This is a genomic window from Tropicimonas sp. IMCC34043 (genome assembly GCF_003390845.1).
Lineage (GTDB): Bacteria > Pseudomonadota > Alphaproteobacteria > Rhodobacterales > Rhodobacteraceae > Tropicimonas.
Window position 1 is genome coordinate 353,652 of sequence record NZ_QMEK01000001.1, and the last position, 24,336, is coordinate 377,987.

The 24,336-nt window shown below is 65.7% G+C and carries 19 protein-coding genes and 1 pseudogene; 5 read left to right on the plus strand and 15 right to left on the minus strand.

Translation table 11 applies throughout. The features are described 5' to 3' along the window. Positions 1 to 129: 129 nt before the first annotated feature. Positions 130 to 863 (plus strand): annotated as a pseudogene (locus DQG17_RS01605) (IS5 family transposase); the annotation flags it as partial. A 71-nt stretch (positions 864 to 934) separates the two neighbouring features. Here DQG17_RS01605 and DQG17_RS01610 read toward each other — a convergent pair. From DQG17_RS01610 to fsa, 3 genes are read right to left on the minus strand one after another with little or no spacing between them, the layout of a single operon-like run. Continuing rightward, complete coding sequence (locus tag DQG17_RS01610; protein ID WP_369908010.1) at positions 935 to 1,864, minus strand: tyrosine recombinase XerC; 930 nt, start codon at positions 1,862 to 1,864, stop codon at positions 935 to 937. After that, the gene (locus tag DQG17_RS01615; RefSeq protein WP_116131007.1) at positions 1,852 to 2,562 is read right to left on the minus strand and encodes a DUF484 family protein; all 711 of its coding nucleotides are present in this window, start codon (positions 2,560 to 2,562) and stop codon (positions 1,852 to 1,854) included. Before DQG17_RS01615 ends, DQG17_RS01610 begins: the two co-directional genes overlap by 13 nt. A 44-nt stretch (positions 2,563 to 2,606) precedes the next feature. Further along, a complete protein-coding gene (gene fsa / locus DQG17_RS01620; protein WP_116131008.1) occupies positions 2,607 to 3,260 on the minus strand; it encodes a fructose-6-phosphate aldolase in 654 nt (217 codons plus the stop codon). A gap of 244 nt (positions 3,261 to 3,504) precedes the next feature. Here fsa and DQG17_RS01625 point away from each other — a divergent pair, with 244 nt between their 5' ends. Continuing rightward, the gene (locus DQG17_RS01625) at positions 3,505 to 5,703 is read left to right on the plus strand and encodes a primosomal protein N' (RefSeq protein WP_116131009.1); all 2,199 of its coding nucleotides are present in this window, start codon (positions 3,505 to 3,507) and stop codon (positions 5,701 to 5,703) included. Between the two features lie 62 nt (positions 5,704 to 5,765). Here DQG17_RS01625 and doeB read toward each other — a convergent pair whose 3' ends face one another. The 10 genes from doeB to DQG17_RS01675 form a co-directional block, all read right to left on the minus strand. After that, positions 5,766 to 6,761: a N(2)-acetyl-L-2,4-diaminobutanoate deacetylase DoeB gene (gene doeB / locus DQG17_RS01630; protein ID WP_116131010.1), complete on the minus strand. Its 996-nt coding sequence runs from the start codon at positions 6,759 to 6,761 to the stop codon at positions 5,766 to 5,768. Then, positions 6,761 to 7,948: an ectoine hydrolase DoeA gene (gene doeA, locus DQG17_RS01635; protein WP_116131011.1), complete on the minus strand. Its 1,188-nt coding sequence runs from the start codon at positions 7,946 to 7,948 to the stop codon at positions 6,761 to 6,763. The genes doeB and doeA overlap by 1 nt, the downstream gene beginning before the upstream one ends. A 10-nt stretch (positions 7,949 to 7,958) precedes the next feature. Continuing rightward, complete coding sequence (eutC, locus tag DQG17_RS01640; protein WP_116131012.1) at positions 7,959 to 8,951, minus strand: ectoine utilization protein EutC; 993 nt, start codon at positions 8,949 to 8,951, stop codon at positions 7,959 to 7,961. After that, positions 8,951 to 9,943: a hydroxyectoine utilization dehydratase EutB gene (eutB, locus tag DQG17_RS01645; RefSeq protein ID WP_116131013.1), complete on the minus strand. Its 993-nt coding sequence runs from the start codon at positions 9,941 to 9,943 to the stop codon at positions 8,951 to 8,953. Before eutB ends, eutC begins: the two co-directional genes overlap by 1 nt. After that, positions 9,940 to 10,686: an ectoine utilization protein EutA gene (locus DQG17_RS01650; protein WP_157973482.1), complete on the minus strand. Its 747-nt coding sequence runs from the start codon at positions 10,684 to 10,686 to the stop codon at positions 9,940 to 9,942. The genes eutB and DQG17_RS01650 overlap by 4 nt, the downstream gene beginning before the upstream one ends. Before the next feature lie 37 nt (positions 10,687 to 10,723). Beyond that, the gene (locus DQG17_RS01655; protein ID WP_116131015.1) at positions 10,724 to 11,161 is read right to left on the minus strand and encodes a universal stress protein; all 438 of its coding nucleotides are present in this window, start codon (positions 11,159 to 11,161) and stop codon (positions 10,724 to 10,726) included. A 12-nt stretch (positions 11,162 to 11,173) separates the two neighbouring features. Then, positions 11,174 to 12,460, minus strand: coding sequence for a TRAP transporter large permease (locus tag DQG17_RS01660; protein ID WP_116131016.1), 1,287 nt, complete (start codon positions 12,458 to 12,460; stop codon positions 11,174 to 11,176). 3 nt (positions 12,461 to 12,463) lie between these two features. Further along, complete coding sequence (locus DQG17_RS01665) at positions 12,464 to 13,090, minus strand: TRAP transporter small permease (protein WP_198666006.1); 627 nt, start codon at positions 13,088 to 13,090, stop codon at positions 12,464 to 12,466. 91 nt (positions 13,091 to 13,181) lie between these two features. Beyond that, positions 13,182 to 14,198, minus strand: coding sequence for a TRAP transporter substrate-binding protein DctP (gene dctP / locus DQG17_RS01670; protein ID WP_198666064.1), 1,017 nt, complete (start codon positions 14,196 to 14,198; stop codon positions 13,182 to 13,184). 337 nt (positions 14,199 to 14,535) lie between these two features. After that, entirely contained in the window at positions 14,536 to 15,924 is a 1,389-nt protein-coding gene (locus DQG17_RS01675; RefSeq protein WP_116131018.1) for a PLP-dependent aminotransferase family protein, read from the minus strand. Between the two features lie 63 nt (positions 15,925 to 15,987). On the opposite strand from DQG17_RS01675, the gene DQG17_RS01680 reads away from it, so the two are divergent. The 3 genes from DQG17_RS01680 to DQG17_RS01690 all read left to right on the plus strand — a co-directional run bounded on the left by DQG17_RS01680 (position 15,988) and on the right by DQG17_RS01690 (position 19,473). Further along, positions 15,988 to 16,476, plus strand: a complete 489-nt coding sequence (locus DQG17_RS01680; protein WP_116131019.1) for an Lrp/AsnC family transcriptional regulator — start codon at positions 15,988 to 15,990, stop codon at positions 16,474 to 16,476. 111 nt (positions 16,477 to 16,587) lie between these two features. After that, the gene (locus DQG17_RS01685) at positions 16,588 to 18,060 is read left to right on the plus strand and encodes an NAD-dependent succinate-semialdehyde dehydrogenase (protein ID WP_116131020.1); all 1,473 of its coding nucleotides are present in this window, start codon (positions 16,588 to 16,590) and stop codon (positions 18,058 to 18,060) included. Positions 18,061 to 18,102: 42 nt separating this feature from the next. Next, positions 18,103 to 19,473, plus strand: coding sequence for an aspartate aminotransferase family protein (locus tag DQG17_RS01690; RefSeq protein WP_116131021.1), 1,371 nt, complete (start codon positions 18,103 to 18,105; stop codon positions 19,471 to 19,473). A 79-nt stretch (positions 19,474 to 19,552) separates the two neighbouring features. Here DQG17_RS01690 and gghA read toward each other — a convergent pair whose 3' ends face one another. Together gghA and glgB are read right to left on the minus strand one after the other, a co-directional pair. After that, entirely contained in the window at positions 19,553 to 21,925 is a 2,373-nt protein-coding gene (gghA, locus tag DQG17_RS01695) for a glucosylglycerol hydrolase (protein ID WP_232829287.1), read from the minus strand. Positions 21,926 to 21,954: 29 nt separating this feature from the next. Next, entirely contained in the window at positions 21,955 to 24,129 is a 2,175-nt protein-coding gene (gene glgB / locus DQG17_RS01700; protein ID WP_116131022.1) for a 1,4-alpha-glucan branching protein GlgB, read from the minus strand. Between the last annotated feature and the right edge of the window lie 207 nt (positions 24,130 to 24,336).

Consider the following 24,336-nt stretch of genomic DNA (forward strand, 5'->3'; position numbering starts at 1 on the left):
AGAAGGTTTATATGTCGTTTTGCCATTGTCAACCGATCGGCCCGGCGTTGTTTCGCAAATCCATTGGGGATTCATTTCGCAATTCCCTGGGGGATTCATCTCGTGAATTCCGCATGCTAGCGACCGGGCATGAGCAGACCTCCGAAGCCGACATGCAAGACCGCCAACTGGCAAAGCTACGATCAGGCTCTGAGGCAGCGGGGGTCGCTGACCGTCTGGTTCGATCCCCCGATGCCGTGGGAATCCGTGCCGTCCGGGCCGCGCGGCCGCCAGCAAGCCTGTAGCGACGCGGCAATCCAGGCCTGCCTGACCCTCAAGGTTCTGCTGGGGCTGCCTGCGTGTTGATAGCACCGGCATCAAGGTGGACGGCGAAGGCGAGTGGCACAGGCGCAAGCATGGCGGCTCGAAACGTAGGGTCTGGCGTAGGATCCACCTGGGGATCGACGAGGAAACGTTGGAGATCCGGGCGGTCGAGGTCCCCTCCAGCAATGTCGGCGACGCTCCTGCGCTTCCGGAACTGCTCGCCCGGATCCCGGCGGACGAGGTGATTGCAACCGTCACCGCCGACGGAGCCTACGACACGCGCGCCCGCCACGACACCACCGCTGCCCACGGTGCGGCTGCCGTTCGCCGGGCAAAAGGTCCCGCGGACCTTTTGCGGGCCCGCCTCCCTTCCGCCGAGGCGGAATGCGAGGCCCTGGAAACCGGACACGGCCGGAGCCCGGGCGCGCAACGAGGCCCTGCGGGCATCGAGATACCCCGGCCGCGCGCTCTGGCGGAACTGGAGCGGGTATCACCGCCGGCGCAGGGTGGAACCGAAAATGACCTGCGTGAAGCCGCTCTGGCAGCGACCGACGTCCCGGATCCCGGGACGACCACGCGGGGCGCCACGACAGGGCACCGGCCGTGGCACGTGACAGCGCTTGGACGCCGCTCAGGCGCGCGGGTGGGACTTGCGATAGACGTCCATCAGCCGGGCGGTATCGACCGCGGTATAGGCCTGCGTCGTCGACAGCGAGGCATGTCCCAGCAGTTCCTGGATCGTGCGCAAATCGCCGCCGGCGCCCAGCAGGTGGCTGGCAAAGCTGTGGCGCAGGGCGTGCGGGGTTGCCGTCGCCGGCAGGCCGAGCTGCATCCGCGTCTGTTCCATCGCGCGGGCGATCAGGCGGGCATTCAGCGGCCCGCCGCGCTTGCCCCTGAACAAGGCCTGATCGCGCTCCAGCGGAAAGGGGCAGAGCCGGGCATAGATCGCGACCGCCTCGCGGGCTGGCGGGATCACCGGCACGACCCGCTCCTTGCCGCCCTTGCCGACGATCCTGACGCTTTCGCCCAGCGGAAAATCGGCACCGGTCAGCCCGAGCGCCTCGGAGATCCGCAAGCCGCAGCCATAGAGCAGGGTCACGACGGCCGTATCGCGCGCCGCGATCCAGGCCTCGCCCGACTGCAGCGACACGGTGTCGAGAACGGCACGCGCGGCATCCTCGGCCAGCGGGCGCGGCAGCTTGCGGCGGAACTTCGGTGCCCGGGCCGACAGGATCGCGGTGGCGTCGAAACCCTCGCGCTCGGCCAGCCAGCCGGTGAAATTTTTGACCGCCGACAGCTCGCGCGCGAGCGACCGGGCGGAAAGCCCGCGTGCGCGTTCCTGTGCCATCCAGGCGCGCATGTCGCCCACCGTCAGCCGGGCCAGCACGCCAAGCCCGAGACTGTCGCCATGGTGCAGGGTCAGGAAGGTCAGAAACCCCAGCAGATCGTGGCCGTAGGCGACAGTCGTATTCTCCGCCACGCCGTCGATCGCTTTCAGGTGATCGAGCCAGCGGGCCAGCGCATCGGTCAGCGCCGGTGAGATATGGATCAGCTCAGCCAGCGTCGCATCTGCCGTTCGAAGATCCCTGCCAGAAATGCGAGCAGATCTGTCGCATGGCTGGGGCAGAAATGTTCGGGATCTTCGGCGCCCAGCACCAGCATGCCGGGCAGGCACCCGTCGCCGAAATCGAGCCGCAGCAGCGCCTCGGACCCCAGCCATGCCGCCGTCGGGCCATAGACCTCTGCAGCGTCCGGCCGGACCCGGCGCAGGACGATGTCGCGCCCGGGCGCCGCGCCGCGGCTGTTGCGCAGATAGCTGGCGACAAATCCGGGTTCTGTCAGCAACAGGCTGTCGCCATACTGGCCCGCCTCGACGGCGCCGCTTCCGGGCGCGGTTTCCAGCACCAGACGCAGGCAGTCGATCCTGAGGATCGACGCCACATCGCCGGCGAGGGTCGCGAGGAACTCCTCGAACGTCACGGGTTCCATGAGGGACAGGACGGCGCGGTGGATCTGCTGGGTTCCGGCAAGATTGTCATAGGCCGCGGCGATCACCGAACGGTGGGTATCCTCGAGCCGGTCGAGCCGGGTCTCCAGACGCGCCATCGCGACCCCGCGCAGGTCGATCACGTTGCCGCCCAGCGATCTGTCGTTGGCGGCAACGAGTGCCCGCATGATGTCGCGATCCTCGAGGATCACATCGGGTTCTGCGAGGATCTTGTCGCGAAACCCGTTCAGACTGCCGGCCTGATTGCTCATTCTTGCCTCATGACTTCAAGTTCGACCGGCAAGCCTGTGCCAGGTCAAAGAATTTTCTGTCCTGTTTTTGCCCAATCCTTGAGGAAGGCGTCCAGTCCTTTGTCGGTCATGACGTGGTTCGCCATGGATTTGATGACCGCTGGTGGCGCCGTTGCCACATCGGCGCCGATCAGGGCGGCCTCCTTCATGTGATTGGCCGAGCGGATCGAGGCGACCAGGATCTCGGTGCCGAAGCCATAATTGTCATAGATCTGGCGGATCTCGGCGATCAGATCCATGCCGTCGATGTTCAGATCGTCCAGCCGCCCGACGAAGGGTGAAATGAAGGTCGCACCGGCCTTTGCCGCCAGCAGCGCCTGGTTGGCCGAGAAACAGAGCGTGACGTTGACCATCCGGCCCTCGTCGGTCAGCACCTTGCAGGCCTTGAGCCCGTCCCAGGTCAGCGGCACCTTGATCGTGATGTTATCGGCGATCTTCGCCAGTTCGCGGCCTTCGGCGATCATGCCATCGGCATCGAGCGCCACGGTCTCGGCCGAGACCGGGCCGTAGATCATCTCGCAGATCTCCTTGGTGACTTCCTTGATGTCGCGACCGGATTTCATGATCAGCGACGGGTTGGTCGTGACGCCATCGACCATGCCGAGGGCATTGAGTTCGGCGATGGCCGCGACGTCGGCGGTATCAACGAAGAATTTCATGTCGTGTCTCCTCTGGGACTCCTGACGCGATGCGGCCAGTGTAACTCCAATCGCCTGCCGAAAGGGAGTCACGCGCCGAGGCCGAGGCGGCGGGCTGTTGTATGGCAGGGGGCAAGGACGACGCCTTGGGGGGCGATCCGGCACCTTGCCCTTGCGAGCGCTTGTGCGTTACCTCGGGTGGGTCCCGGCGGTGCCCCGCGGCGTTCGCGCGGGTGTCGGGGCAGGGCAGCCGGGAGCAGGCGGAATGCAGGGAAGCGAGGTCTTCGCAGAAGGCGCGCCGGTGGCGGTTCTGACCGCACAGCCGCTCGACCGGATGCTCGACTATGCCGCGCCCGAGGGCGGCTGTTCGGCGGGCAGCCTTGTCGTCGTGCCGCTGGGGCCGCGGCGGGTACTGGGCGTGGTCTGGGGGCCGGGGCAGGGCGGGTTCGATCCGGACCGGCTGCGCGCGGTCGAACGCGTGCTCGACGTCGCGCCGATGCGGGACGAGATGCGCCAGTTCCTGACCCGTGCCGCGGATTACACTATGACGCCGCTGTCGGCGATGCTGCGGCTTGCGACCCGGGCGCCGGGGCTGGCCGATCCGCCGGCGATGCGGCGGATCCTGCGGCGCGGCGAGGGGCAGCCCGACCGCAAGACCGATGCGCGGAGCCGGGTGATCGCGGCGCTGGAAGAATACGGCGGGCTCGCACTCACCCCGCGCGAATTGGCGGAAACGGCCGGGGTCGGCAGTGGCGTCATCAAGGGGCTGGTGGCGCAGGGCGTGGTGATCGAGGAGGCCGCGCCGCGCGATGCGCCGTTTTCGCGGCTCGATCCCGCACGGGCGGGGGTGCCGCTGAGCGAGGCGCAGGCGGCGGCGGCCGCGGCCCTGCGGGACGCCGTCAGGCGCGGCGCCTATGGCACCACGCTGCTGAAGGGCGTCACCGGATCGGGCAAGACCGAGGTCTATCTGGAGGCGGTGGCCGAATGCCTTGCCGCGGGTCGTCAGGCGCTGGTGCTGTTGCCCGAGATCGCGCTGACCGGCGAGTTCCTGTCACGGGTCGAGGCACGGTTCGGCGCGCAGCCCGCCGAGTGGCACTCGGGCGTCACCATGACCGAACGGCGCCGGGTCTGGAAGAGGGTGGGCGAGGGCGGGGCGCAGATGGTTGTCGGCGCCCGCTCGGCGCTGTTCCTGCCGTTCCGCGATCTTGGCCTGATCGTCGTCGACGAGGAACACGACGGGTCCTACAAGCAGGAAGACGGGGTTCTTTACAACGCCCGCGACATGGCGGTGCTGCGCGCCTCGCTGTGCGATGCGCAGGTGATACTGGCCTCGGCCACGCCAAGCCTTGAAAGCTGGGCCAATGCCGAGGCGGGCAAATACGCCCGGCTCGAGCTGTCGGCACGCCACGGCACCGCCGAACTCCCCGAGATGCGCGCCGTTGACATGCGGGCCGAGGCGCTGCCGACGGGGCGCTGGATCTCGTCGGTGCTGGCGCGGGCCGCGGCCGAGCGGATCGCCCAGGGCGAGCAGGCGCTGCTGTTCCTCAATCGTCGCGGTTATGCGCCGGTGACGCTGTGCCGGGCCTGCGGCCATCAGATCGGCTGCGAGCAGTGCGACGCGCGGATGGTCGAACACCGGTTCCTGAAGCAACTGGTCTGTCACCAGTGCGGCGCCACAAAACCCATGCCCGAGGCCTGTCCCGCCTGCGGGGTCGAGGGGCGTCTGGCGGCGGTCGGTCCCGGCGTTGAGCGGCTCGCCGAAGAGGTCGTGGGGCTGTTCCCCGATGCGCGGGTTGCGGTGCTGTCCTCGGATCTGTTCGGGTCGGCGCGGGCGCTGAAGGAACGGATCGCCGAGATCGCGGCGGGGGGCGCAGACCTGATCATCGGCACCCAGCTGGTCGCCAAGGGCCACAACTTTCCGCTGCTGACGCTGGTCGGGGTGATCGACGCCGATCTGGGGCTGCAGGGCTCGGACCTGCGCGCGGCCGAGCGGACATTCCAGCTGGTCCGCCAGGTGGCGGGCCGGGCCGGACGGGCCGAGGGGCGCCCGGGGCTGGCGCTGGTGCAGACCTATCAGCCCGAACATCCGGTGATCCGGGCGATCCTGTCGGGGGACGAGGAGGGGTTCTGGCGCGCCGAGGCGGCCGAACGCCGGGCCGCGGGCGTGCCGCCCTATGGCCGGATGGCCGGGATCGTGCTGTCGGCGACCGATGCGGCGCAAGCCTTTGAACTGGGGGCCGAGATGGCGCGCCGCGACGGCCCGCTGCGGGCGATCGGGGCGCAGCTCTACGGCCCCGCCCCGGCGCCGATTGCCCGGATCCGGGGCCGCCACCGGGTGCGGCTGCTGATCAAGGCCGACAAGGGCGCACCGCTGCAGGCCGCGTTGGCGCGCTGGCTGGCGCAGTTCCGGCCGCCGAACGGGCTGCGGCTGAGCGTCGATATCGACCCGCAGAGTTTCTACTGAGGGTTTGCCGGGCACCGGGGGGGGGGCGCCAGCGGGTCCTTTCAGGCGTCCCCGATGTCGGATCAGTCGTCGTCCGTTGTCGCGACGACGGCCAGACAATCGCCGGTCTGGATCAGGCCGGGAAAGTGCCGCGCCGCCAGAATGCCGGAGCGCTGCGCGAAATATTCGAGCGGCACCACACCCGTGCGATCCAGCGGCCAGATCCGGGCAATCGGCTCGCCCCGCACCAACCTGTCGCCGAGGTCGACCAGCGGCTCGACCAGCCCCTCGGTGGTAGCGAAGTGATAGCAATCCTGATCCGGCATATCGAGAACGCGGCTTCTTTCGACCTCGGGTTCGGCGTTCAATATCCCCATATGCGCCAGAACGTTTCGCGCGCCCCTGCGGCCGATGCGGGCCGACCGCGCCGTGGCGGTGCCGCCACCGCCAAGCTCGGTGGTCACGAAGATCTTGCCCTGGCTTTCCACCGCCGTGTCGTACATGCCGACATTGTCGATCTCGCGCAGCATCAGGGTGTAGGGCGCGTTGAACGCCTTGGTGGCGGCAACGCAGGCCTCCTGCTGGTCGGGATCGTCGAGGTGGTGGGCGCAGGCGAAGGGCAGGAAATCGAGGGTCTTGCCGCCCGAGTGATAATCGACCACGACATCGGCCATCGGCAGCAGGACGTCATTGAAATAGTTCGCGATCTTTTCGGTCGCGGTGCCGTCGGGCTTGCCCGGGAAGGCCCGGTTCAGGTTGACGTTGTCGATGGGCGAGACCCGAGTCGAGGCCCGGAACGCCGGATAGTTCATATATGGCACGATGATGACCCGGCCCGAGATCTCGTGCGGCTGCAGCTCCCACGCGAGCGATTGCAGGGCAATCGGCCCCTCGTATTCGTCGCCGTGGTTGGCGCCGGTCAGCAGGGCTGTCGGCCCCTCGCCATTCCGGATCACGCAGATCGGGATCATGACAGCACCCCAGGCGCTTTCGTTGCGCGAATGGGGCAGGCGGAGAAAGCCGTGGTACTTGCCGTCCTCGTCGAGCGGCAGCGTGGGCGTGATCGGGTTCTGGGGCATTAGTCTTTCACCATCAGCTTGCGCGGGACATCGGCAAGGCATTCGGGGGCGCCATCCTCGCGGATGACGATGCTTTCGGTGATCTCGAACCCCCAGTCGTCCATCCACAGGCCGGTCATGAAATGGAATGTCATGTTCGGCTGCAGCACGGTCTTGTCGCCGGGGCGCAGCGACATGGTCCGCTCGCCCCAGTCGGGCGGATAGCTGAGCCCGATGGGATAGCCGGTGCGGTTGTCCTTGACGATGCCATAGCGGTTGAGCACGGCGAAGAAGGCGTTGGCGATGTCCTCGCAGGTATTGCCGGCGCGGGCGGCGTCAAGTCCGGCCTCCATCCCCTCGAGCGTCGCCTTTTCGGCGTCGAGAAAGGTTTGGCTGGGTTTGCCCAGATAGATCGTGCGCGACAACGGGCAGTGATAGCGGTGATAGCAGCCGGCAATCTCGAAGAAGGTGCCTTCGCCCGATTTCATCGGCTTGTCGTCCCAGGTCAGGTGGGGGGCTGCCGCATCGGTGCCCGACGGCAGTAGCGGCACGATGGCGGCATAGTCGCCGCCGAAGCCGAGGCCGTCGTCATAGCGCAGCGCGGCATCGTAGATGTCGGCCACCAGATCGCATTTGCGCACGCCGGGCTCGCAGATCTCGAAGATACGGGCATGCATGCGCTCGACGATGCGGGCGGCATTGCGCATGTAGCTCAGCTCCTGCGGCGACTTCACCGCCCGCTGCCAGTTGACCAGCGCCGTGCCGTCGACGGGCGGATGCACCAGCAGCCGTTCGAGGATCTGGTGCCCGCGCGCGGTGTACCAGTAATTGTCCATCTCGACGCCGACGATGCCCTGGTCCCAGCCGCGTTCGGCCAGTTTGGCGGCGAGGTATTCGACGCTGTGGCGCTCGGCCGACTGAACGTAGTGGTCGGGATAGCCGATGATGTATTCGTCGGGCATATAGCAGGTGCGCACCGCGCCGTTCGCGTCCTGCCCGCGCCCGAACCAGACCGGCGGGCCATCGGGGCCGACGACGACGCATTGCTGCACATAAAAGGTCCAGCCGTCATAGCCCGTCAGCCAGGCCATGTTCGACGGGTCCGAGACGATCAGGGTGTCGATGCCGGCAAGGGCCATGGCCTTGCGGGTCTTGTCGAGCCGGGCCGCGTATTCTGCCGCGGTAAAGCGGGGTGTGGCATTGGGCATGGGGGCCTCTTCAGCTGTCGAACGGGGTGCCGGCGCCGGCGCGTTCGGCGCGGGCGAAGGCCAGGGTTGCGATGGCGGTGTCCTGAATGCCGGTGCCGGTCAGATCGGCAATCGTGATCTGGCTGTCCGATCCGCGTCCGGGGGCTGTGCCGCGCACCACCTCGCCCAGTTCGGGAAAGGCGGCATCCGGCGCGACAAGACCGGCGGCAATGGCGTTCTGCAACTCGCCAAGGTTGCGGGTCTGGCTGAGACGGTCGGGGACGTAGAGGTCGGCGCGAGCGATGCAGGCAGGCGCCAGCTCTCCCTTGCCATGCTGGTCCGATCCCATGGCGGTGACATGCTGGCCGGGCTGCAGCCAGTCGGCCTGCAGGATGGGCCGGGTGGCGGGCGTGGTTGTGACGATCACATCGGCGCCGCGCACGGCCGTCTCGGCGTCGGGTTCGGCCGTGACCGGGATGCCGAGGCTTTCGGAAAGCCCGGCTGCCAGCGCCGCGGCCTTGTCGGCATCGCGGCCCCAGATGCAGGCACTCTCCAACGTGCGAACCAGCGACAGCGCCGTCAACTGCAATCGCGCCTGCACGCCGGTGCCAAGGATGCAGGCCCGCCGCGCATCGCGGCGCGCCAGATGGCGCGCGGCCACGGCGCCTGCGGCCGCGGTGCGCACATCGGTCAAATAGCCGTTGTCGAGAAGCAGCGCCTGGGTCTGTCCGGTCCGGGCAGAGAACAGGATCATCAGGCCCGAGGTCGAGGGCAGGCCGATTTTCGGATTGTCGAAGAAACCGGGCGAGATCTTGATCGCGAAACCGTCGAGGCCGGGCACAAAGGCCGTCTTCACGTCGACCTCGCCATGGTGGGCCGCGATCGCCATCGACAGGATCGGCGGCATGACGACGCCACCGTCGGCAAGTGCGCCAAAGGCATCCTCGATGCAGGCAATGCTGTCGCGGTCGAGCGAGACCACGGCGCGCAGATCGGCCTCGGTCAGCAGCAGGATACGCGGCATCAGGCGGCCTCCTCTGCCATCAGGTCCACGTCTTCGCCGTTGACGATGCGGCGGTGCAGATCCATGTCGATGTTGCGCCCGGTGAGCGGCAGAACCAGCGGCCCCGTCACGCGCAGCTTTCCCGCCAGCAGGGCCGCGACGCCCACGGCGGCGGCGCCTTCGACGATCTCGCGTTCCGCGTGATAGCAATGCCGGATACCGGCGGCGATCTCGGGTTCCGACAGCACGATCACCTCGTCCACCAGATCGCGGACCATGGCAAAGCTGTGCCGGTTCTGCAGCCCGATGCCGCCGCCGAGCGAATCCGCAAGGCTGGGAAGCTCGGTCACCTGCACCGGCCGGCCCGCCTGCAGGCTTGCCTGCATCGCGGCGCCGCGTGCCATCGAGATGCCGATGACCCGCAGGCCCGGGCAACGCGCCTTCATCGCCGCAGCAACCCCGGCGATCAAACCGCCGCCCGACAGCGGCACGGCCACACAGGCTGCGTCCGGCACATCCTCGGCCATTTCCAGCCCCAGCGTGCCCTGACCGGCGATGATGCGCGGGTCATCGAAGGGCGGCACCATCTCCATGCCCCGCTCCTCGACCAGCCGCAGGGCTTCGATCTCGGCGTCGTCCTGGCTGTTGCCGATGATCCGTGCCTCGGCGCCGAGCGCCTCGATGGCCGCGATCTTGTTGCCGGGCACCAGCCGCGACATGCAGATGACACAAGGTACGCCAGCGCGGCGGGCGGCATAGGCGAGTGCCCGCCCGTGATTGCCGGTCGAGGCAGCGGTGACACCGGCCTTGCGCCCTTGCGCGCCAAGCTGGGCGACCGCATTCGACGCCCCCCGCAGCTTGAAGGCGCCGGTGTGCTGGCGATGTTCGAGCTTCAGCCAGACCGGGGCGCCCGCGATGTCGGTCAGAGCATCTGACAGGTCGCACTCGGTCCGCCGGATGACGTCGCGGATGCGCGCGCGGGCGGCTTCGATCTCGGTCACATCGACGCTCATGCTGTCCCCTTTACGTCAAAGACCCGGCCAAAGCCGCGCGGCATCGGCAGCCCCGCCTGGAGCAGTAGCGACCGGAACAGAACCTGGTTCGAGCAGAGGACAGGTTTGCCCAAAGCCGCCTCGATCCGTTCCACCAGCGGTACGGCCGGCAGCGCGGTGCAGGACAGAAACAGCGCCTCGGCCTGCGGATGGTCGGTGGCAAGCGCAGCCGCGATGACCTCGTCGGGGGCGATCCGCGCCATGTCGCGGTCGTCCGAAAAGCCGAGGCAATGAGCCTTGATCACGTCGATCCCGAAGTCCGCGAAATAGGCCACCATGGGTTCCGTCGTCTGCGGCAGATAGGGGGTCAGCAGCGCGATGCGGGTCAGCCCCATGTCTGCCAGCGCGCCGCGTGCCGCAAGGGTCGGGGTCATCACCGGGCAGGTAACGCCTGCACTGGCAACTGCGTCGGCGACGACTTTGTCCCCGATCACGGCCGAGGCTGCGGTACAGCCGAACCCCATCGCCGAGAACGGCCCGCTGTGCGCCAGCAGCCCGGCGGCGGCGGCCAGCCGCGGCTGCATCCGCGCCAGGTTTTCGGGCGTGGTCGGGTTGGCGTATTCGACCCGGGTGACATGCAGCGCCGCCTCGACCGGAAGCAGACGGCGCGCGTCGCCCTCGATGGTCAGATCGGTCGATAGCGCGATCAGCCCGATCCGCGTCACCGCCTCGGGCGGCAAAAGCCGTGGCTGACGATCTGCCACGGTGATCTGTCCGGAAGTTTCGGCGTGCATCATGGCCTCAGACCAGCATCACGGTGCACTCGGTGGTGCCCGGCACCTTGTGGGCGACGCTGCCGACCAGATAGCCCTCGATCGAGCCCAGCCCGCGCTTGCCCATGATGATCAGATCATAGTCGTGTTCCTTGGCAAAACCGGTGATCGTGCGCGAGGCATAGCCGGCCTTCACATAGGCCCGGACCTTGGAAACGTTGGAATCGAGCGCCTGCTGCTTGGCGAATTCGGCCACGTCGCGGGCATGGCCGCGCATGATGTCGTCCATGTTGCCGGGATCGCTCGGCCGTACCATCGAGAACGAGGCCTCGAGCATCGAATGATGCCGATAGACGGTCAGGATCGCCAGGTCGGCATCGCAGAGCTTTGCCAGCTCGATGGCCTTCCACAGCGCCTTTTCACTGCCCTTCGATCCGTCGAAGGGTACGAGTATCCGCTTGAACATTGTCCCTGCTCCTTATTTCGCGAATGCCAGATCCCGCAGGAACAGGGCGATCCCGGGGAAGAAGATCAGCGCCACGGACACGCTGAGCAGGATCAGGATGAAGGGCGGCGTTCCCTTGATCACCTCGATATAGGGCCGCTTGAACACCGCGATGGCCGTGAAGATATCGCAACCGAACGGTGGTGTTGCCGACCCGATGGCCACCTGCAGCGTGATGATCGTGCCGACCAGAACCGGGTCGAGGCCGACCGAATTGACCACCGGCGAAAAGATCGGCACCAGCACCAGGATGACCACGATCGGATCGACGAACATGCAGCCGATGAAGAAGGCGATCGAGATCACGAACAGCACGCCGATTGCCCCCATCTGGTCGATGCCGATGGAGCCGAGGATGTGCTGCGGGATCTGTGCGAAGGAGATGACCCAGGAAAACGCCGACCCGGCGCCGACAAGGATGAACACCACGGCGGTGATCAGGCCGGTCGATTTCGCCGTGTCCCAGACGCCCTGAAAATTCATCTCGCGAAACACTATGGTTTCGAGAAACAGCGCGTAGAGCACGCAGGCCGCCGCCGCTTCGGTGGGCGAGAAGACGCCGCCATAGATGCCGCCGATGATGATCGCGGGAAACCCCAAGGGCCAGATCGCGCCGCGCACGGCGCGCCCGCGTTCGCGCCAGGTCGCCTTCGGTTCGGTCGGCACGTTTTTCCGCAGCGCATAGATGTAGGAATAGATGCTGAACAGAACCAGGATCAGCAGCCCGGGTCCGACGCCGGCGATGAACAGCTCGGAAATCGAGGTGCCCGAGACGACGCCATAGATGATCATGCCGATCGACGGCGGGATCAGGAAGGCGATGTCCGAGGCATTCACGATCAGCGCCAGCACGAAGTTGTCGTTATAGCCGGCCTTCAGCATCCGCGGCCGCAGCGGCCCGCCGATGGCAACGACCGTCGCCTGGGTCGATCCCGAGACTGCGCCGAACATGGTGCAGGCCGCCGCCGTGGTGATGGCAAGCCCGCCACGCAGGTGGCCGACAAAGGACATCACCATGTCGATCAGCCGGTTGGCCGACTGGCCGCGGGTCATGATGTCGGCGGCAAAGATAAACAGCGGCACCGCGATCAGCGATGTCGGGCGGATCCCGGCCATGATCTGCTGGATCATGGTCTCCATCTGATCGAAGCCGCCGAAGAGCGAAAGAAATCCGACGAAGGAGCCGACGATCAGCGGGACCATCATGGGAAAGCCCAGCAACAGCAGGACGATCATGATGGAAAAGATTGCAGGTGCCATGGATCAGACCTCGAACTCGTCGCTTTCATAGCCGTCAAGCACGTTGGTGGAGAGGTAGATGTCCTTCTCCATGACGTTCTTGATGGCCGTGAGCGCGTATTGCAGCCCGGTCATGAGAAACCCGATGGGCGCCCAGACATAGATGATCCACTGCTTGATCCCGAGCGAGGGCAATACCTTGCCGTGGGATTGCAGGGTCAGGATGTATTGCAGCGAGTACCAGGCGAGCCCGAACATGAACACGGCCGTGACCACCGAAATCAGGATCATCAGCGCCTTGCGCAGGTGCGGGGTCAACTCGTCATAGATCGCCGACATGCGGATGTGTCGCCCTTGGCGGGCGGCATAGGAAATCCCGGCGAATGTGATCAGGATGATCAGGATCCGGTTCACCTCTTCGGTGAAAAACAGGCTCGACTGAAACACGAAGCGGCCGACGACATTGGCGATGGTGTTCGCCGCCATCAGCAGCACGCCGCTTGCCAGCAGCACCGCCTCGACCCGCGCGATCGTTGAATCGATCACGCCAAGGATGCCGGGCAGGCTGGAGACATAGGTATCGGCGGGCGGCTCAGCCGTGCCTGTCGCTGCGGTCTGTGTCTGGATCTCGGATTCTGTGCGATCTGTCACGCGGGTCTTTCCTGATCTGGAGATGCAAGGATCGGCGCGGGTGGGGTGGCCGCCCGCGCATCTGGCGCGGACGGACCTGCGATGGAGAAGGTCAGCTGCCGTTCGAGACGGAGTCGATGTCGGCCTTCATCTGGTCGAGGATCTTCTTGCCGCTGTCGCCCGTCATCTCGATGAACGCGGCCTCGACCTCGCCGGCAGCGGCCTTGAACGGCGCGCGCTGTTCGTCGGTCAGCACCGTGACGGTCATCGACGGCTTGGCGTCCATGATCTTCTTCAGGCTCTCTTCCTGAAGACCGCTCTGATAGTTCAGGATGTACTCGAATGCGGCATCCGTCGCGTCCTGAACCAGCTTCTTGTCGTCGTCGCCGAGGCCCTTGTAGAACTTCTGGTTCGCCATGACGGCGGTGGTGAAGTTGTTGTGGCCGGCGAAGGTGATGTAGTCGGTCACCTCGTACATCTTGGTCGACTCGATGAAGAACACCGGGTTTTCCTGGCCCTGGATGATGTTGGTCTGCAGCCCGCCATAGACCTCGCCCCAAGGCAGCGGCGTCGGTGTCGCGCCAAACGCCTTGTAGCTTTCGACCAGCAGCGGGTTGGTCATGACGCGGAATTTCACCTCGTCGAGATCCGCGGGGCCGGTCACCGGCTGCTTGGTGGTCATGGCCACCTCGCCTTCGGGGAACATGGTCAGAAGCTCGAGACCCTGTTCGGCATAAAGCTCGGGGAACATCTCGTTGATGGCGACCGAGGTGCGGAAGAATTCGAACAGCTCGTCGGATTTCTGCGGCAGCATGTAGGGCACGAAGAACACCTGCGCCTCGGGGATCAGCGCGCCGGTGAACCCTGGCGACTGGTCGACGAACTGCAGGATCCCGGCCTGCGCCTGTTCCATGATGTCCGCGGATTCGCCGAGCGTGCCATAGGGGAACAGCTGGATCTCGTGGTCCGAGTTCTCTTCGATGTATTCCTTGAACTTCTGGGCGTAGACGCCCTGAACCTCGTTGAGGGATTCCTCGAAGGCATAGCGCCAGGTATCGGCATGCGCCGCACCTGCCGTCACACCCAGAACAGCCAGTGCCGTGGTGGCAAGGAACTTTGCTCGGTTCATCGTCATTCTTGTCTCCTTGTTGGGTTGGTCGAGGTTGCCCCCGGTCGGCGGCTTCAGCCGCTCTCGCGTGTATCTGTGCCCAGTCCGCGTCCCGGCGGGCGCATGCGCCCTTGGCCAGACGTGCCAGCCTTGAGCCGGCAGACCAGTGTTCATTCCGGGCGCCCGCAAGACGCGGGCGCAGCCGGGGGCGTCTCTCGCCGCCAAGCATGTTTGGCTTGGCAAATCATGTCAAATGGAGAATTAAATCATAACAATTTGTGTCAACTTCCCGCACAAATTGCGGTCAGGTGCGCATAGGGACGCGGCATCGGCGCTGCAGCGGGCGCCGCAGCGGCGGTCAAATCGCGAAGTAGGACGGTTCGGCCGGGCTTTCGGCGAGTCGGCGCAACTGGACGAGGGCGCGATTGAGGTCGTGTTCGCTTGGCGCGCCCAGACAGATTCGCACGCCGTTTGCATATCGCTCGCCCATCGCGAAGGCCCGGCCAGAGGCGGTGGCGATGCCGTCCTGGCGCGCCCGCATCACGAAGGCGTCCGCCTCCCACGCGCGATCGAGCGGCAGCCAGACATGCAGCCCGCGTGGATTGCTGCGGATCGGGAGCCCGTCGAAGACCTTGCGGGCGATCCGGTTGCGGCGCGCCAGCGCCTGCCGCTGCCATTGCAACAGCCGTTCGGCCGTGCCCTCGCTGATCCAGTGCGCTGCCAGTTCCGACATCAGCGTCGTCGCCATCCATTGCAGCGCCAGATTGCGGGACGTGACCGCGTGGATCGACCGGTCCGGCACCACCAGCCAGCCGACGCGCATCCCCGGCATCAGGCATTTGGTCAGCCCGGTGATGTAGAACACCAGATCGGGCGCGAGTGCTGCCAGCGGCGAGGGGCGTCCCTGTTCCAGCGGGCCCCAGGCATCGTTTTCGATGATCTTCAGATCGAACTTGCGGGCGATCCGGCAGATCTCGCTGCGGCGGTTCAGATCCATCACCCGGGTTTCCGGGTGAGCGCCCGAGGGCATCAGAAAAAGTGCTTTGGGTTCAGACGTCTCGCAGGCTTTTGCCAGCGCGCCGGGATCCATCGCCTCGTTGTCGCTTGCCACTGTTCCAAGGCGCAGACCCAGATACCTCGCGGTCGAGCCGAGCATGTGGTGGCTCATCTCGTCGCACAGGATCAGATCGCCCGGCGCCGCGACCGAGATCAGGGCGAGCGTGATGGCAGCGGTGCAGCCGTTGGTGGTGACGACCCGGTCGGCATTGGTGCGGATGCCGCACCGTTGCAGCCAGTCGAGCGTCGCCCGGGTGTGCAGGCTGACCGATTGCCGGGCGCGGAACGAGAACAGCGCATCGGGCGAAAGCCGGCCCGCGACGGCAACCATCGCCTCGCGCATCGCCTCGCGGTGCAGGTCGTCCATGACCGGCGTCAGCATCGAACAATCGATGACATCCGCCCCGCGTTCCAGTCGCTGGAAGGGGATCGAACTGCCCTCGGCCGCGCGCGCGGTGACAAAGGTTCCCCGGCCGACATGGCCCGCGATCAGGTTCGAACGGATCAGCGCATCATAGGCCCGCCCGACCGTCTGCAGCGACAGGCCAAGGCTGTCGGCGAGGTCGCGCTGCGTCGGCAGCCGCGTGCCGGGCGGCAGCTCTCCGGCCTCGATTGCGGCAGTCAGTTGCTGCGCCAGCGAGCGATAGGCGGGGCGGGTCAGCGTGGATGGATCGGGGGGCCAAAGGGACATCAGGTCAGTCTGACAAGATCAAGACAATTGACAAGTCTTGTCCCCACCCAAATGTTACTTGTCATGGCACAATTTCCACTCGACTCGCGCGATATTGCAATCTTGTCTGCCCTCAGCCGGGAGGGACGGATGTCGAAGACCGAGCTTGCGAAGAGGGTCAACCTGTCCGCGACGCCGTGCTGGGAGCGGCTGCGCAAGCTCGAATCCTCGGGGCTGATCCGCAGCTATCACGCGGATATCGCCATCGAAAAGCTCGGCCCGCATGTCGTCGTCTTTGTCACGGTGGAACTCGAAAGCCACAAGGCCGAGAATTTCCAGACCTTCGAACGTGCGGTCGCGCTGCACGACGAGATCATTTCCTGCTGGGCGATTGGCGGCGGGTTCGACTATCTGCTGCAGATCGTGACCCGGGATGTCGGCAGCTATCAGGCGCTGATCGACGCGCTGCTGTCGGCACGGATCGGCCTCAAGCGCTATTTTTCCTATATCGTCACCAAGGAAGTGAAGCGCGTGCCGCTGCCGATCGAACGGCTTCTGGGGCAGGGCGAGTAATCCTCTGTATTCGGGGCCAATAAAAGAGAGTCTCTCTCTCAGGGCGCCAAGTCCAGACGATCTGCCTGCCAGGAGGACGGCATAGTCCCCGCAAGCACCGTGGGGGACGCCATGAACACCTATGCACCGCAGACATCCGAACAGCAGACGCCCGAACAGACGCTGATGCGCAGCGACGCCTTCATCAACGGCCGGTGGCTGGCCGGGAACGCGCGCTTTGCAGTGACCGACCCTGCCACCGGCGACAAGATCGCCGACGTGGCAAAGCTCGATGCAGCGCAGGCGCGCGCCGCCGTCGATGCGGCCGATGCCGCCTTTCACGGCTGGGCGATCCGGCTGCCGCAAGAGCGGTCGACGATCCTGCGCCGCTGGTTCGATCTGGTGCAGGCGAACCGCGAGGCGCTGGCGCGGATCCTGACCGCCGAGCAGGGCAAGCCCCTGTCCGAGGCGCTTGGCGAGATCGACTATGCCGCGTCCTTCATCGAATACTATGCCGAAGAAGCAAAGCGGCCCGACATCGAAGGCGTCACCTCGCACCTTGCGGATGCCGAGGTCGAGGTCTGGCGCGAGCCTGTCGGGGTGGCCGCCCTGATCACACCGTGGAATTTTCCCGCCGCCATGATCACCCGCAAGGCCGCCGCAGCCCTCGCGGCCGGCTGCACGGTCGTCATCCACCCCTCGGGCGAAACGCCGCTGTCAGCGCTCGCGCTCGCCGTGCTGGCCGAGGAGGCCGGGTTTCCCGCCGGCGTCTTCAATGTCGTGACCGGCGACGCGCCCGAGATCGTCGGCGCCTGGACCGCCGACACCCGGGTGCGGGCGCTGTCCTTCACCGGCTCGACCGAGATCGGCAAGCTGCTGTATCGCGACTCTGCCGAGACGGTGAAGCGCCTTGTGCTGGAACTTGGCGGCCACGCGCCCTTCATCGTCTTTGCCGACGCCGACCTGACGCAGGCGGTGGACGAGGCGATCAAGGCCAAGTTCGCCACCACCGGGCAGGACTGCCTTGGCGCCAACCGCTTTCTGATCGAGCGGCCGATCTACAACGCCTTCTGCGCGCTCTTCACCGAACGCGTGCGCAAGCTGACGCTTGGCCCCGGGATGCAGGATTGCGATCTTGGCCCGCTGATGAACGAAAAATCTGTGCGCAAGCAGGAGGCGCATGTCTCGGACGCGCTCGCCTGCGGCGCCAAGCTGTTGACGGGGGGCGAACGGGATCCGCAGGGGCCGTTGTTCTATCGGCCGACCGTTCTGTCGGACGTGCCGCCCCATGCGGCGATCATGAACGAGGAAACCTTTGGCCCGGTCGCGGCGCTGACCCCGTTCGATGACGAGGACGAGGTGATCGCCCGCGCCAATGCCACCGAATACGGGCTGGTCGCCTATGTGCACACGCTCGACCCGCGCCGGATCTATCGCGTCACGCGCGCCTTGCAATTCGGCATGGTTGCCGTCAACCGCACCAAGGTCACCGGCGCGCCGGTGCCCTTTGGCGGCATGAAGCAATCCGGACTTGCCCGCGAGGGCGCCCGTTGGGGCCTGCGTGCCTTTACGGACGTGAAATACGTCTGCCGCGACTGGGCCTGAGCCCGCGCGGCCGCTCTATCCACTCTGAAAGAAAGGTAGCCCATGTTGACCAATGACCAACTCGCCCAATGGGATCGCGAGAACTTCTTCCACCCGTCGACCCATCTGGCACAATTCGCCCGTGGCGAGGCCCCGCAGCGGATCGTGACCGGTGGCGAAGGCGTCTTCATCACCGACCGCGACGGCAACCGGCTGCTCGACGCCTTTGCCGGGCTTTATTGCGTGAATGTCGGCTATGGGCGGCAGGAGGTGGCGGAAGCCATCGCCAAGCAGGCGCGCGAGCTTGCCTATTACCACGCCTATGTCGGCCACGGCACCGAGGCCTCGATCACGCTTGCCAAGATGATCCTCGACCGGGCGCCGTCGAACATGTCGAAGGTCTATTTCGGCCTCAGCGGATCGGACGCGAACGAGACCAACATCAAGCTTGTCTGGTATTACAATAACGTGCGCGGGCTGCCGCAGAAGAAGAAGATCATCTCGCGCTGGCGCGGCTATCACGGCTCGGGGCTGATGACCGGCTCGCTGACGGGTCTCGACCTGTTCCACAAGAAGTTCGACCTGCCGCTCAGCCAGGTAATTCACACCGAGGCGCCCTATTACTATCGCCGCACCGATGCCGCGATGAGCGAGGAGGATTTCTCGACCCATTGCGCCGCGGAACTGGAAAAGCTGATCCTGGCGGAAGGACCCGACACCGTCGCCGCCTTCATCGGGGAACCGGCGCTTGGCACCGGCGGGCTGGTGCCGCCGCCTGCCGGTTACTGGAAGAAGATTCAGGCGGTTCTGGCGAAATACGACATCCTGCTGATCGCCGACGAGGTGGTGACCGGGTTCGGCCGTCTTGGCAGCATGTTCGGGTCCGATCACTACGGGATCGAGGCGGATTTCATCACCATCGCCAAGGGTCTGACCTCGGCCTATGCGCCGCTGTCGGGATCTATCGTTTCGGACAAGGTCTGGAAGGTGCTGGAGCAGGGGACCGACGAATACGGCTCTCTCGGTCACGGCTGGACCTATTCGGCGCATCCGATCAGTGCCGCCGCCGGGGTGGCGAACCTCAAGCTGGTCGATGACATGGGTCTGGTGGCCAATGCGGGCGTTATCGGGGCCTATCTGCGCGACAGCCTGCGGACCTCGCTTGGCGGTCATGGCAATGTCGGCGACGTGCGCGGCGAAGGGCTGATGATTGCCGTCGAACTGGTCGAGGACAGCGCGGCGCGCACGTTCTACAGCCCCGCTGGCAGCGTCAGCGGCAAGGTCGTGTCGGCGATGCTGAAACGCGGGGTTATCGCGCGGGCCATGCCCCAGGGCGACATCATCGGTATCGCCCCGCCGCTTTGCCTCACGCACGCCGAAGCCGACCGGATCGCCGAGGCACTGACCGAGGCCGTGACCGAAGTGCTTGGCTGACAGGACTGCGCCTCCCCGCATCGCGGGGAGGCCAATTTCGGTCCCTCGGGGGCGATCCGGGCGCCGCCGTTGAGGCCTCCTAGATGCCGCGGGTAAAGACGAGGCCCATCGAATCCTTCAGCGTGATCGGGCCGCCGGTATATTCCCCGCCGATGTTCGGACTGCGCATTGTCAGATGCCATCCGTCCCGCGACATCCCCTCTGGGGCAAGGTCGAACGGGTCGATATCCTCGGTCGGCAACCCCTCCATGTGGCAGAGCGAAAAGATCTCCTGCCCCTCGGGACCTTTGCGATGGGCAACGAACAGGGTGCGCCCGTCGATCGGTTCGGCATAGCGGAAATGATCTTCCGGGCCGAAGTTCTGCCGCAGCCAGGGGTTGGCAAGCCGGAACTCGCGCAGCTTTCGCATCGCGCCGATCTGTTGCGGGTCAAGCTTGGACAGCGAATGCGAGACGTTGCAGTATTCGTGCATGTCATCCATCCAGGCGCGGGCGATCTGCTTCAGCGCCTCGACCGTGACCGGGCTTGGCCCGGCCAGCGGCGGTTCGACCGCGTTCAGCAGCGTGGCGATGGTTTCCAGATCGTATTCGGTCACCTCGACCAGCGCCGGCAGGAACTCCATGAACCGGGCAAGGTCGTTGCGGGTCTCGAAGCCAAGCTCCTTGAGCCAGCGGAACGAGCCGGGCACCGAATAGCTGTAGGCGTCGACCTGCCATTTCAGGCTGATCGCTTCTTCGGCCACCACCTTCACCCCATAGCGGTCGTCCTGGTTGCGGATGAAGCCCCAGCTTGCGCGGGCGGTGGCGTTGAGGAAGTCCATTGGCACGCCGGGCAGGATCGCATAGGTCAGGATCGAGACCGCCGAATTGTCATAGGCCTTGTCGAGGATCTCCATCATCGTGTCGCCGAGGCGGGTGTTGATGTTGAGATTGGGGCTGAGCTGGGTGCCGCGACGCAGGGTGTCGTGGTTGGCGGTGCCGGAAATCCAGTTCGAGCCATGGGCGAGGATCTCGCGGATGCGCCAGTACTTGGACAGCCAGAAGGTATAGACGAAGGGGGTGTTGTGGGCAAAGGTCAGCGGCCCCCACTGGAACACGTCGTCGTCGCGCTGCCGGTCGATCACCGCGCGATAGCTCGAACTCAGCTCCCAGTCCTCCTCGGGCCAGGGGCGGCCATCCTCGAACACGAACCACGGCCGGTAGGATGTGCCGGCGACATTCTGAACGATGTCGGCCATTTCCTGCAGATAGTCGTCGTCATGCAGCATTTCCTGGGCCTGACGTTCCCACCATTTGAAATCCTGCGCCCCGTCGACCCGCACCCCATCGGCGCCGAAATCGACCTTGCGGCGCTGCATTTCCAGCAGGATCGCGCGCACGAAGGGGCTGCGATAGTCGAGGTTCTGGCCATACATGTTCGGGCCGGCGAAGTAATGGTGGTTCAGCGCGTCCAGCCCCTGATTGTCGGCGTGTCCGAAGACCACGTCGAGCACCAGCATCTTGGGGCGGCCCGGGAAGGTGTGCAGCGCCGCGGCAAGGTCCACCAATTCGTCCGGGCGTGCGGTTTCGAGCAGCACCGGGTTCACCGTTGCGGTGCCCGAGATCACCACGTCATAGCCCCAGTTCGTCGTGTCCGGCCGCATCAGGTGCGCCGACACGCTGTCATCGTCGGTGCCGGTCTCGGTCCAGAAGGCGGGGCCTGCCTCGTAGACGGTGGTCGGTTCGACCGGCAGCAGTTGCACCGCGTCATAGCCCATGAACAACTCGTCGTCGGGTTCGAGTTGCAGGTCGTTCGCCACCCGCCAGGCAATCCGTTCGATCTGCCGCGTCAGACTTGCAAGCGTGCCGCCAGAGGTCGCTGTCGGCACATGAACCTGCAGGATGCTGGTCGGCGGCGCGAACTTGTGCGGGACGTCGCCCTTCAATGCCTCGAAATACCCGGCGTCGGCGCGTCCCTCGTGCATCGAGGCGACGTCATAGATCTCGGCCGGGGCGAAGGCGCCATAGGGCAGCGACGCCGCCAAGGGGTCGAGGATGCGGTTGAGGTTGCCCTCCGTGTCGCGCCAGACCAGGGCATAGAAATCGCCAATCCGTTCGCGGCAACCAGCCGTCACACCGCGGGCCACGGCAAAGGTGAAGGCCTCGCAGCGCTCGACGGGCAGCAACACCCGGTCAAAGACCATATCCACCTTGCCGACCGTCAGGTCGATCGGCTCGCGCGGGGTCAGGATTTCCAGGAAAATGTCGCCATCCGGCACCCGCCAGTCCTGCAACTCCGGCGTCCAGAAGCCAAACGCCACGCGGTCGCCCTCGACACTGGCGCCAAGCTTCCGGGCGATCTTGCGGCCGGCGGCCAACCTGTCTTCGGCGGTGTTCAGCACCTCTTCGCACCAGACCGCCATCGCCGCGGCAGCCTCCGGATCCGCAGAAATGCGGCTCGTCTCTTGCAACATGAATTGTCCCTTCGTCTTTTGCTCGGCGATCAGGTCTCGGGGCGGAACATCACCACCGAAAGCGGCGGCAGCATCACCCGGGCGGCTGCGGGAAATCCCTTGCAGGCGCGCGCTTCAGCCGTGATCCGGCCCAAGTTGCCGCGCCCCTGACCGCCATAAATCTCGGCGTCAGTGTTCATCACTTCGGCCCATTCCCCGGTCTGCGGCAGCCCGATATCCCAGCCAGCGCGTTCGACCGGTGTTAAATTGCAGGCGATAACGACCGGCGGCTCGCCCGCATCGCCCATCCGCACGAAGGAATAGACGGATTCGTTGGCGGCATCGACGTCGCCCCAACGGAACCCGTCAGGCGAGGCGTCGTGGCGATGCAACGCCGGTGTTCCGCGATAAAGCGTGTTGAGATCGCGCACCAGCCGCTTCAGCCCGGCATGGCGCGGATCCTTCAGCGCTCCCCAGTCAAGCTCGCCCGCGTGGTTCCATTCCGCCGACTGGCCGAACTCCTGCCCCATGAACAGCAGCTTCTTGCCCGGATGCGCCCACATGAAGCCGTAATAGGCACGCAGGTTGGCGAATTTCTCGTCCGGGCTGCCCGGCATCTTACCCAGCATCGACCCCTTGCCGTGCACCACCTCGTCGTGGCTGATCGGCAGGATGAAATTCTCGGAAAACGCATAGGTCAGCCCGAAGGTCATCTTGTGGTGGCTTTGCTTGCGATAGAGCGGATCGGTCTGCATGTAATCCAGCGTATCGTGCATCCAGCCCATGTTCCACTTGAACCCGAACCCGAGCCCGCCGTCATGCACCGGGCGGGTGACACCGGGGAATGCGGTGCTTTCCTCGGCCACGGTCATCACCGAGGCGTCGTCGCCATAGGCCTCGATGTTCATCCGGCGCAGCAGGTCGATGGCCTCGTAGTTCTCACGGCCGCCATCCTTGTTGGGGATCCACTCCCCCGCCTTCCGCGAATAGTCGCGATAGAGCATCGAGGCGACCGCATCCACCCGCAGACCGTCGATATGGTATTCCGACAGCCAGAAGCGGGCGTTGGCCAGAAGGAAATTCGCCACCTCGGTGCGGCCGTAATTGTAGATGAAGGTGTTCCAGTCGTTGTGGAATCCCTCCTTCGGGTCGGCATGTTCATAAAGCGGCGTGCCGTCGAACCGGGCAAGCCCGTGAGCATCGGTCGGGAAGTGCGCGGGCACCCAATCCAGAAGCACGCCAAGCCCGGCGCGGTGCGCGGCGTCGATCAGGTCGCGAAATTCGTGCGGCGGCCCGTGGCGAACGGTCGGGGCAAACATCCCGACCGGCTGATACCCCCAGGACCCGTCGAAGGGATGTTCGGACAGCGGCAGGAACTCGATATGGGTAAATCCCATGTCGGTCACATAGGCGACCAGTTCCTCTGCCGCCTCCTTGTAGGAGATCGGCCTGCCGTTCTGGGTCGCGTCGCGTTTCCAGGACCCCAGATGCACCTCGTAGATCGAGATCGGGGCCGAGGCGGCGTTGTGCGCGGCGCGGCCCGACATCCAGGCGCCGTCATGCCAGCCGTAGCCCGAGATATCGCGCACGATGCTGGCCGTCTCGGGCGCGTGCTGCCCGCCAAAGCCCACAGGGTCTGCCTTCAGCGGCAGAACCTGACCGTCCGGGCCGAGGATCTCGTATTTATAGATCGTGCCTTCGCCCAGATCGGGCAGGAAGATCTCCCACACCCCGCTTGCGCCGCGACGGCGCATGACATCGCGCCGCCCGTCCCAGGCGTTGAAATCCCCGACGACGGACACCCGCTGCGCACTCGGCGCCCAGACCGCGAAATGCGTGCCCTCGATGCCTTCGTGTTCCATCACATGGGCGCCGAGCGCGTGCCACAGCTGGCCGTGGCGTCCTTCGCCGATCAGGTATTCGTCAAGCTCACCGAGCACCGGGCCAAAGCTGTAGGGATCGCGGTAGTCCATGGTCGTTCCGTCCTCGCCCGTGCGGTGCAACCGATAGCGGCCGTTCGCGGGGATCCGTCCGGTGAAAAAGCCCTGAGCGTCCGGTTCCTGGCTCAACTGGACCGGGACGCCGTCAACCATCGCAGACAGCGATGCGGCCCCCGGGGCGAAAGCTGTCAGAACGCGCGCACCCTCGACCGGGCGCGGTCCAAGCACGGCGAAGAGGTCGGAGGCCTTCCCCTGCAGAATCTCTGTATATGCTGATTTGGCCATTCGAATCTTGCCTCCTGTTCATTGCGGTCGTTGCAGGTGCGGTTCAGCGCAAATGCCTTGCGGGCTGGTGGTCGTTCGCGCTCCCTGCTGCCCTCGGTTCCAGGCCGGTTCTCCCAGCCCGTCGTTTCGCGCGGCCGCAGCGGGAGCCTTGCCCAATGCACAACCCAATGCACAACGTCTATGCCCAGTTTCCCGGACAGGACCTGA

What these genes read in the sequence shown, in the direction of transcription:
- DQG17_RS01690 (WP_116131021.1), top strand. Translation starts at nt 18,103, where the DNA reads ATGTTGACCAATGACCAACTCGCCCAATGGGATCGCGAGAACTTCTTC.
- DQG17_RS01655 (WP_116131015.1), bottom strand. Translation starts at nt 11,161, where the DNA reads ATGTTCAAGCGGATACTCGTACCCTTCGACGGATCGAAGGGCAGTGAA.
- DQG17_RS01680 (WP_116131019.1), top strand. Translation starts at nt 15,988, where the DNA reads ATGGCACAATTTCCACTCGACTCGCGCGATATTGCAATCTTGTCTGCC.
- eutB (WP_116131013.1), bottom strand. Translation starts at nt 9,943, where the DNA reads ATGAGCGTCGATGTGACCGAGATCGAAGCCGCCCGCGCGCGCATCCGC.
- eutC (WP_116131012.1), bottom strand. Translation starts at nt 8,951, where the DNA reads ATGCCGCGTATCCTGCTGCTGACCGAGGCCGATCTGCGCGCCGTGGTC.
- DQG17_RS01625 (WP_116131009.1), top strand. Translation starts at nt 3,505, where the DNA reads ATGCAGGGAAGCGAGGTCTTCGCAGAAGGCGCGCCGGTGGCGGTTCTG.
- gghA (WP_232829287.1), bottom strand. Translation starts at nt 21,925, where the DNA reads ATGTTGCAAGAGACGAGCCGCATTTCTGCGGATCCGGAGGCTGCCGCG.
- dctP (WP_198666064.1), bottom strand. Translation starts at nt 14,198, where the DNA reads ATGAACCGAGCAAAGTTCCTTGCCACCACGGCACTGGCTGTTCTGGGT.
- fsa (WP_116131008.1), bottom strand. Translation starts at nt 3,260, where the DNA reads ATGAAATTCTTCGTTGATACCGCCGACGTCGCGGCCATCGCCGAACTC.
- doeA (WP_116131011.1), bottom strand. Translation starts at nt 7,948, where the DNA reads ATGCCCAATGCCACACCCCGCTTTACCGCGGCAGAATACGCGGCCCGG.
- DQG17_RS01660 (WP_116131016.1), bottom strand. Translation starts at nt 12,460, where the DNA reads ATGGCACCTGCAATCTTTTCCATCATGATCGTCCTGCTGTTGCTGGGC.
- DQG17_RS01685 (WP_116131020.1), top strand. Translation starts at nt 16,588, where the DNA reads ATGAACACCTATGCACCGCAGACATCCGAACAGCAGACGCCCGAACAG.
- doeB (WP_116131010.1), bottom strand. Translation starts at nt 6,761, where the DNA reads ATGCCCCAGAACCCGATCACGCCCACGCTGCCGCTCGACGAGGACGGC.
- DQG17_RS01615 (WP_116131007.1), bottom strand. Translation starts at nt 2,562, where the DNA reads ATGAGCAATCAGGCCGGCAGTCTGAACGGGTTTCGCGACAAGATCCTC.
- glgB (WP_116131022.1), bottom strand. Translation starts at nt 24,129, where the DNA reads ATGGCCAAATCAGCATATACAGAGATTCTGCAGGGGAAGGCCTCCGAC.
- DQG17_RS01675 (WP_116131018.1), bottom strand. Translation starts at nt 15,924, where the DNA reads ATGTCCCTTTGGCCCCCCGATCCATCCACGCTGACCCGCCCCGCCTAT.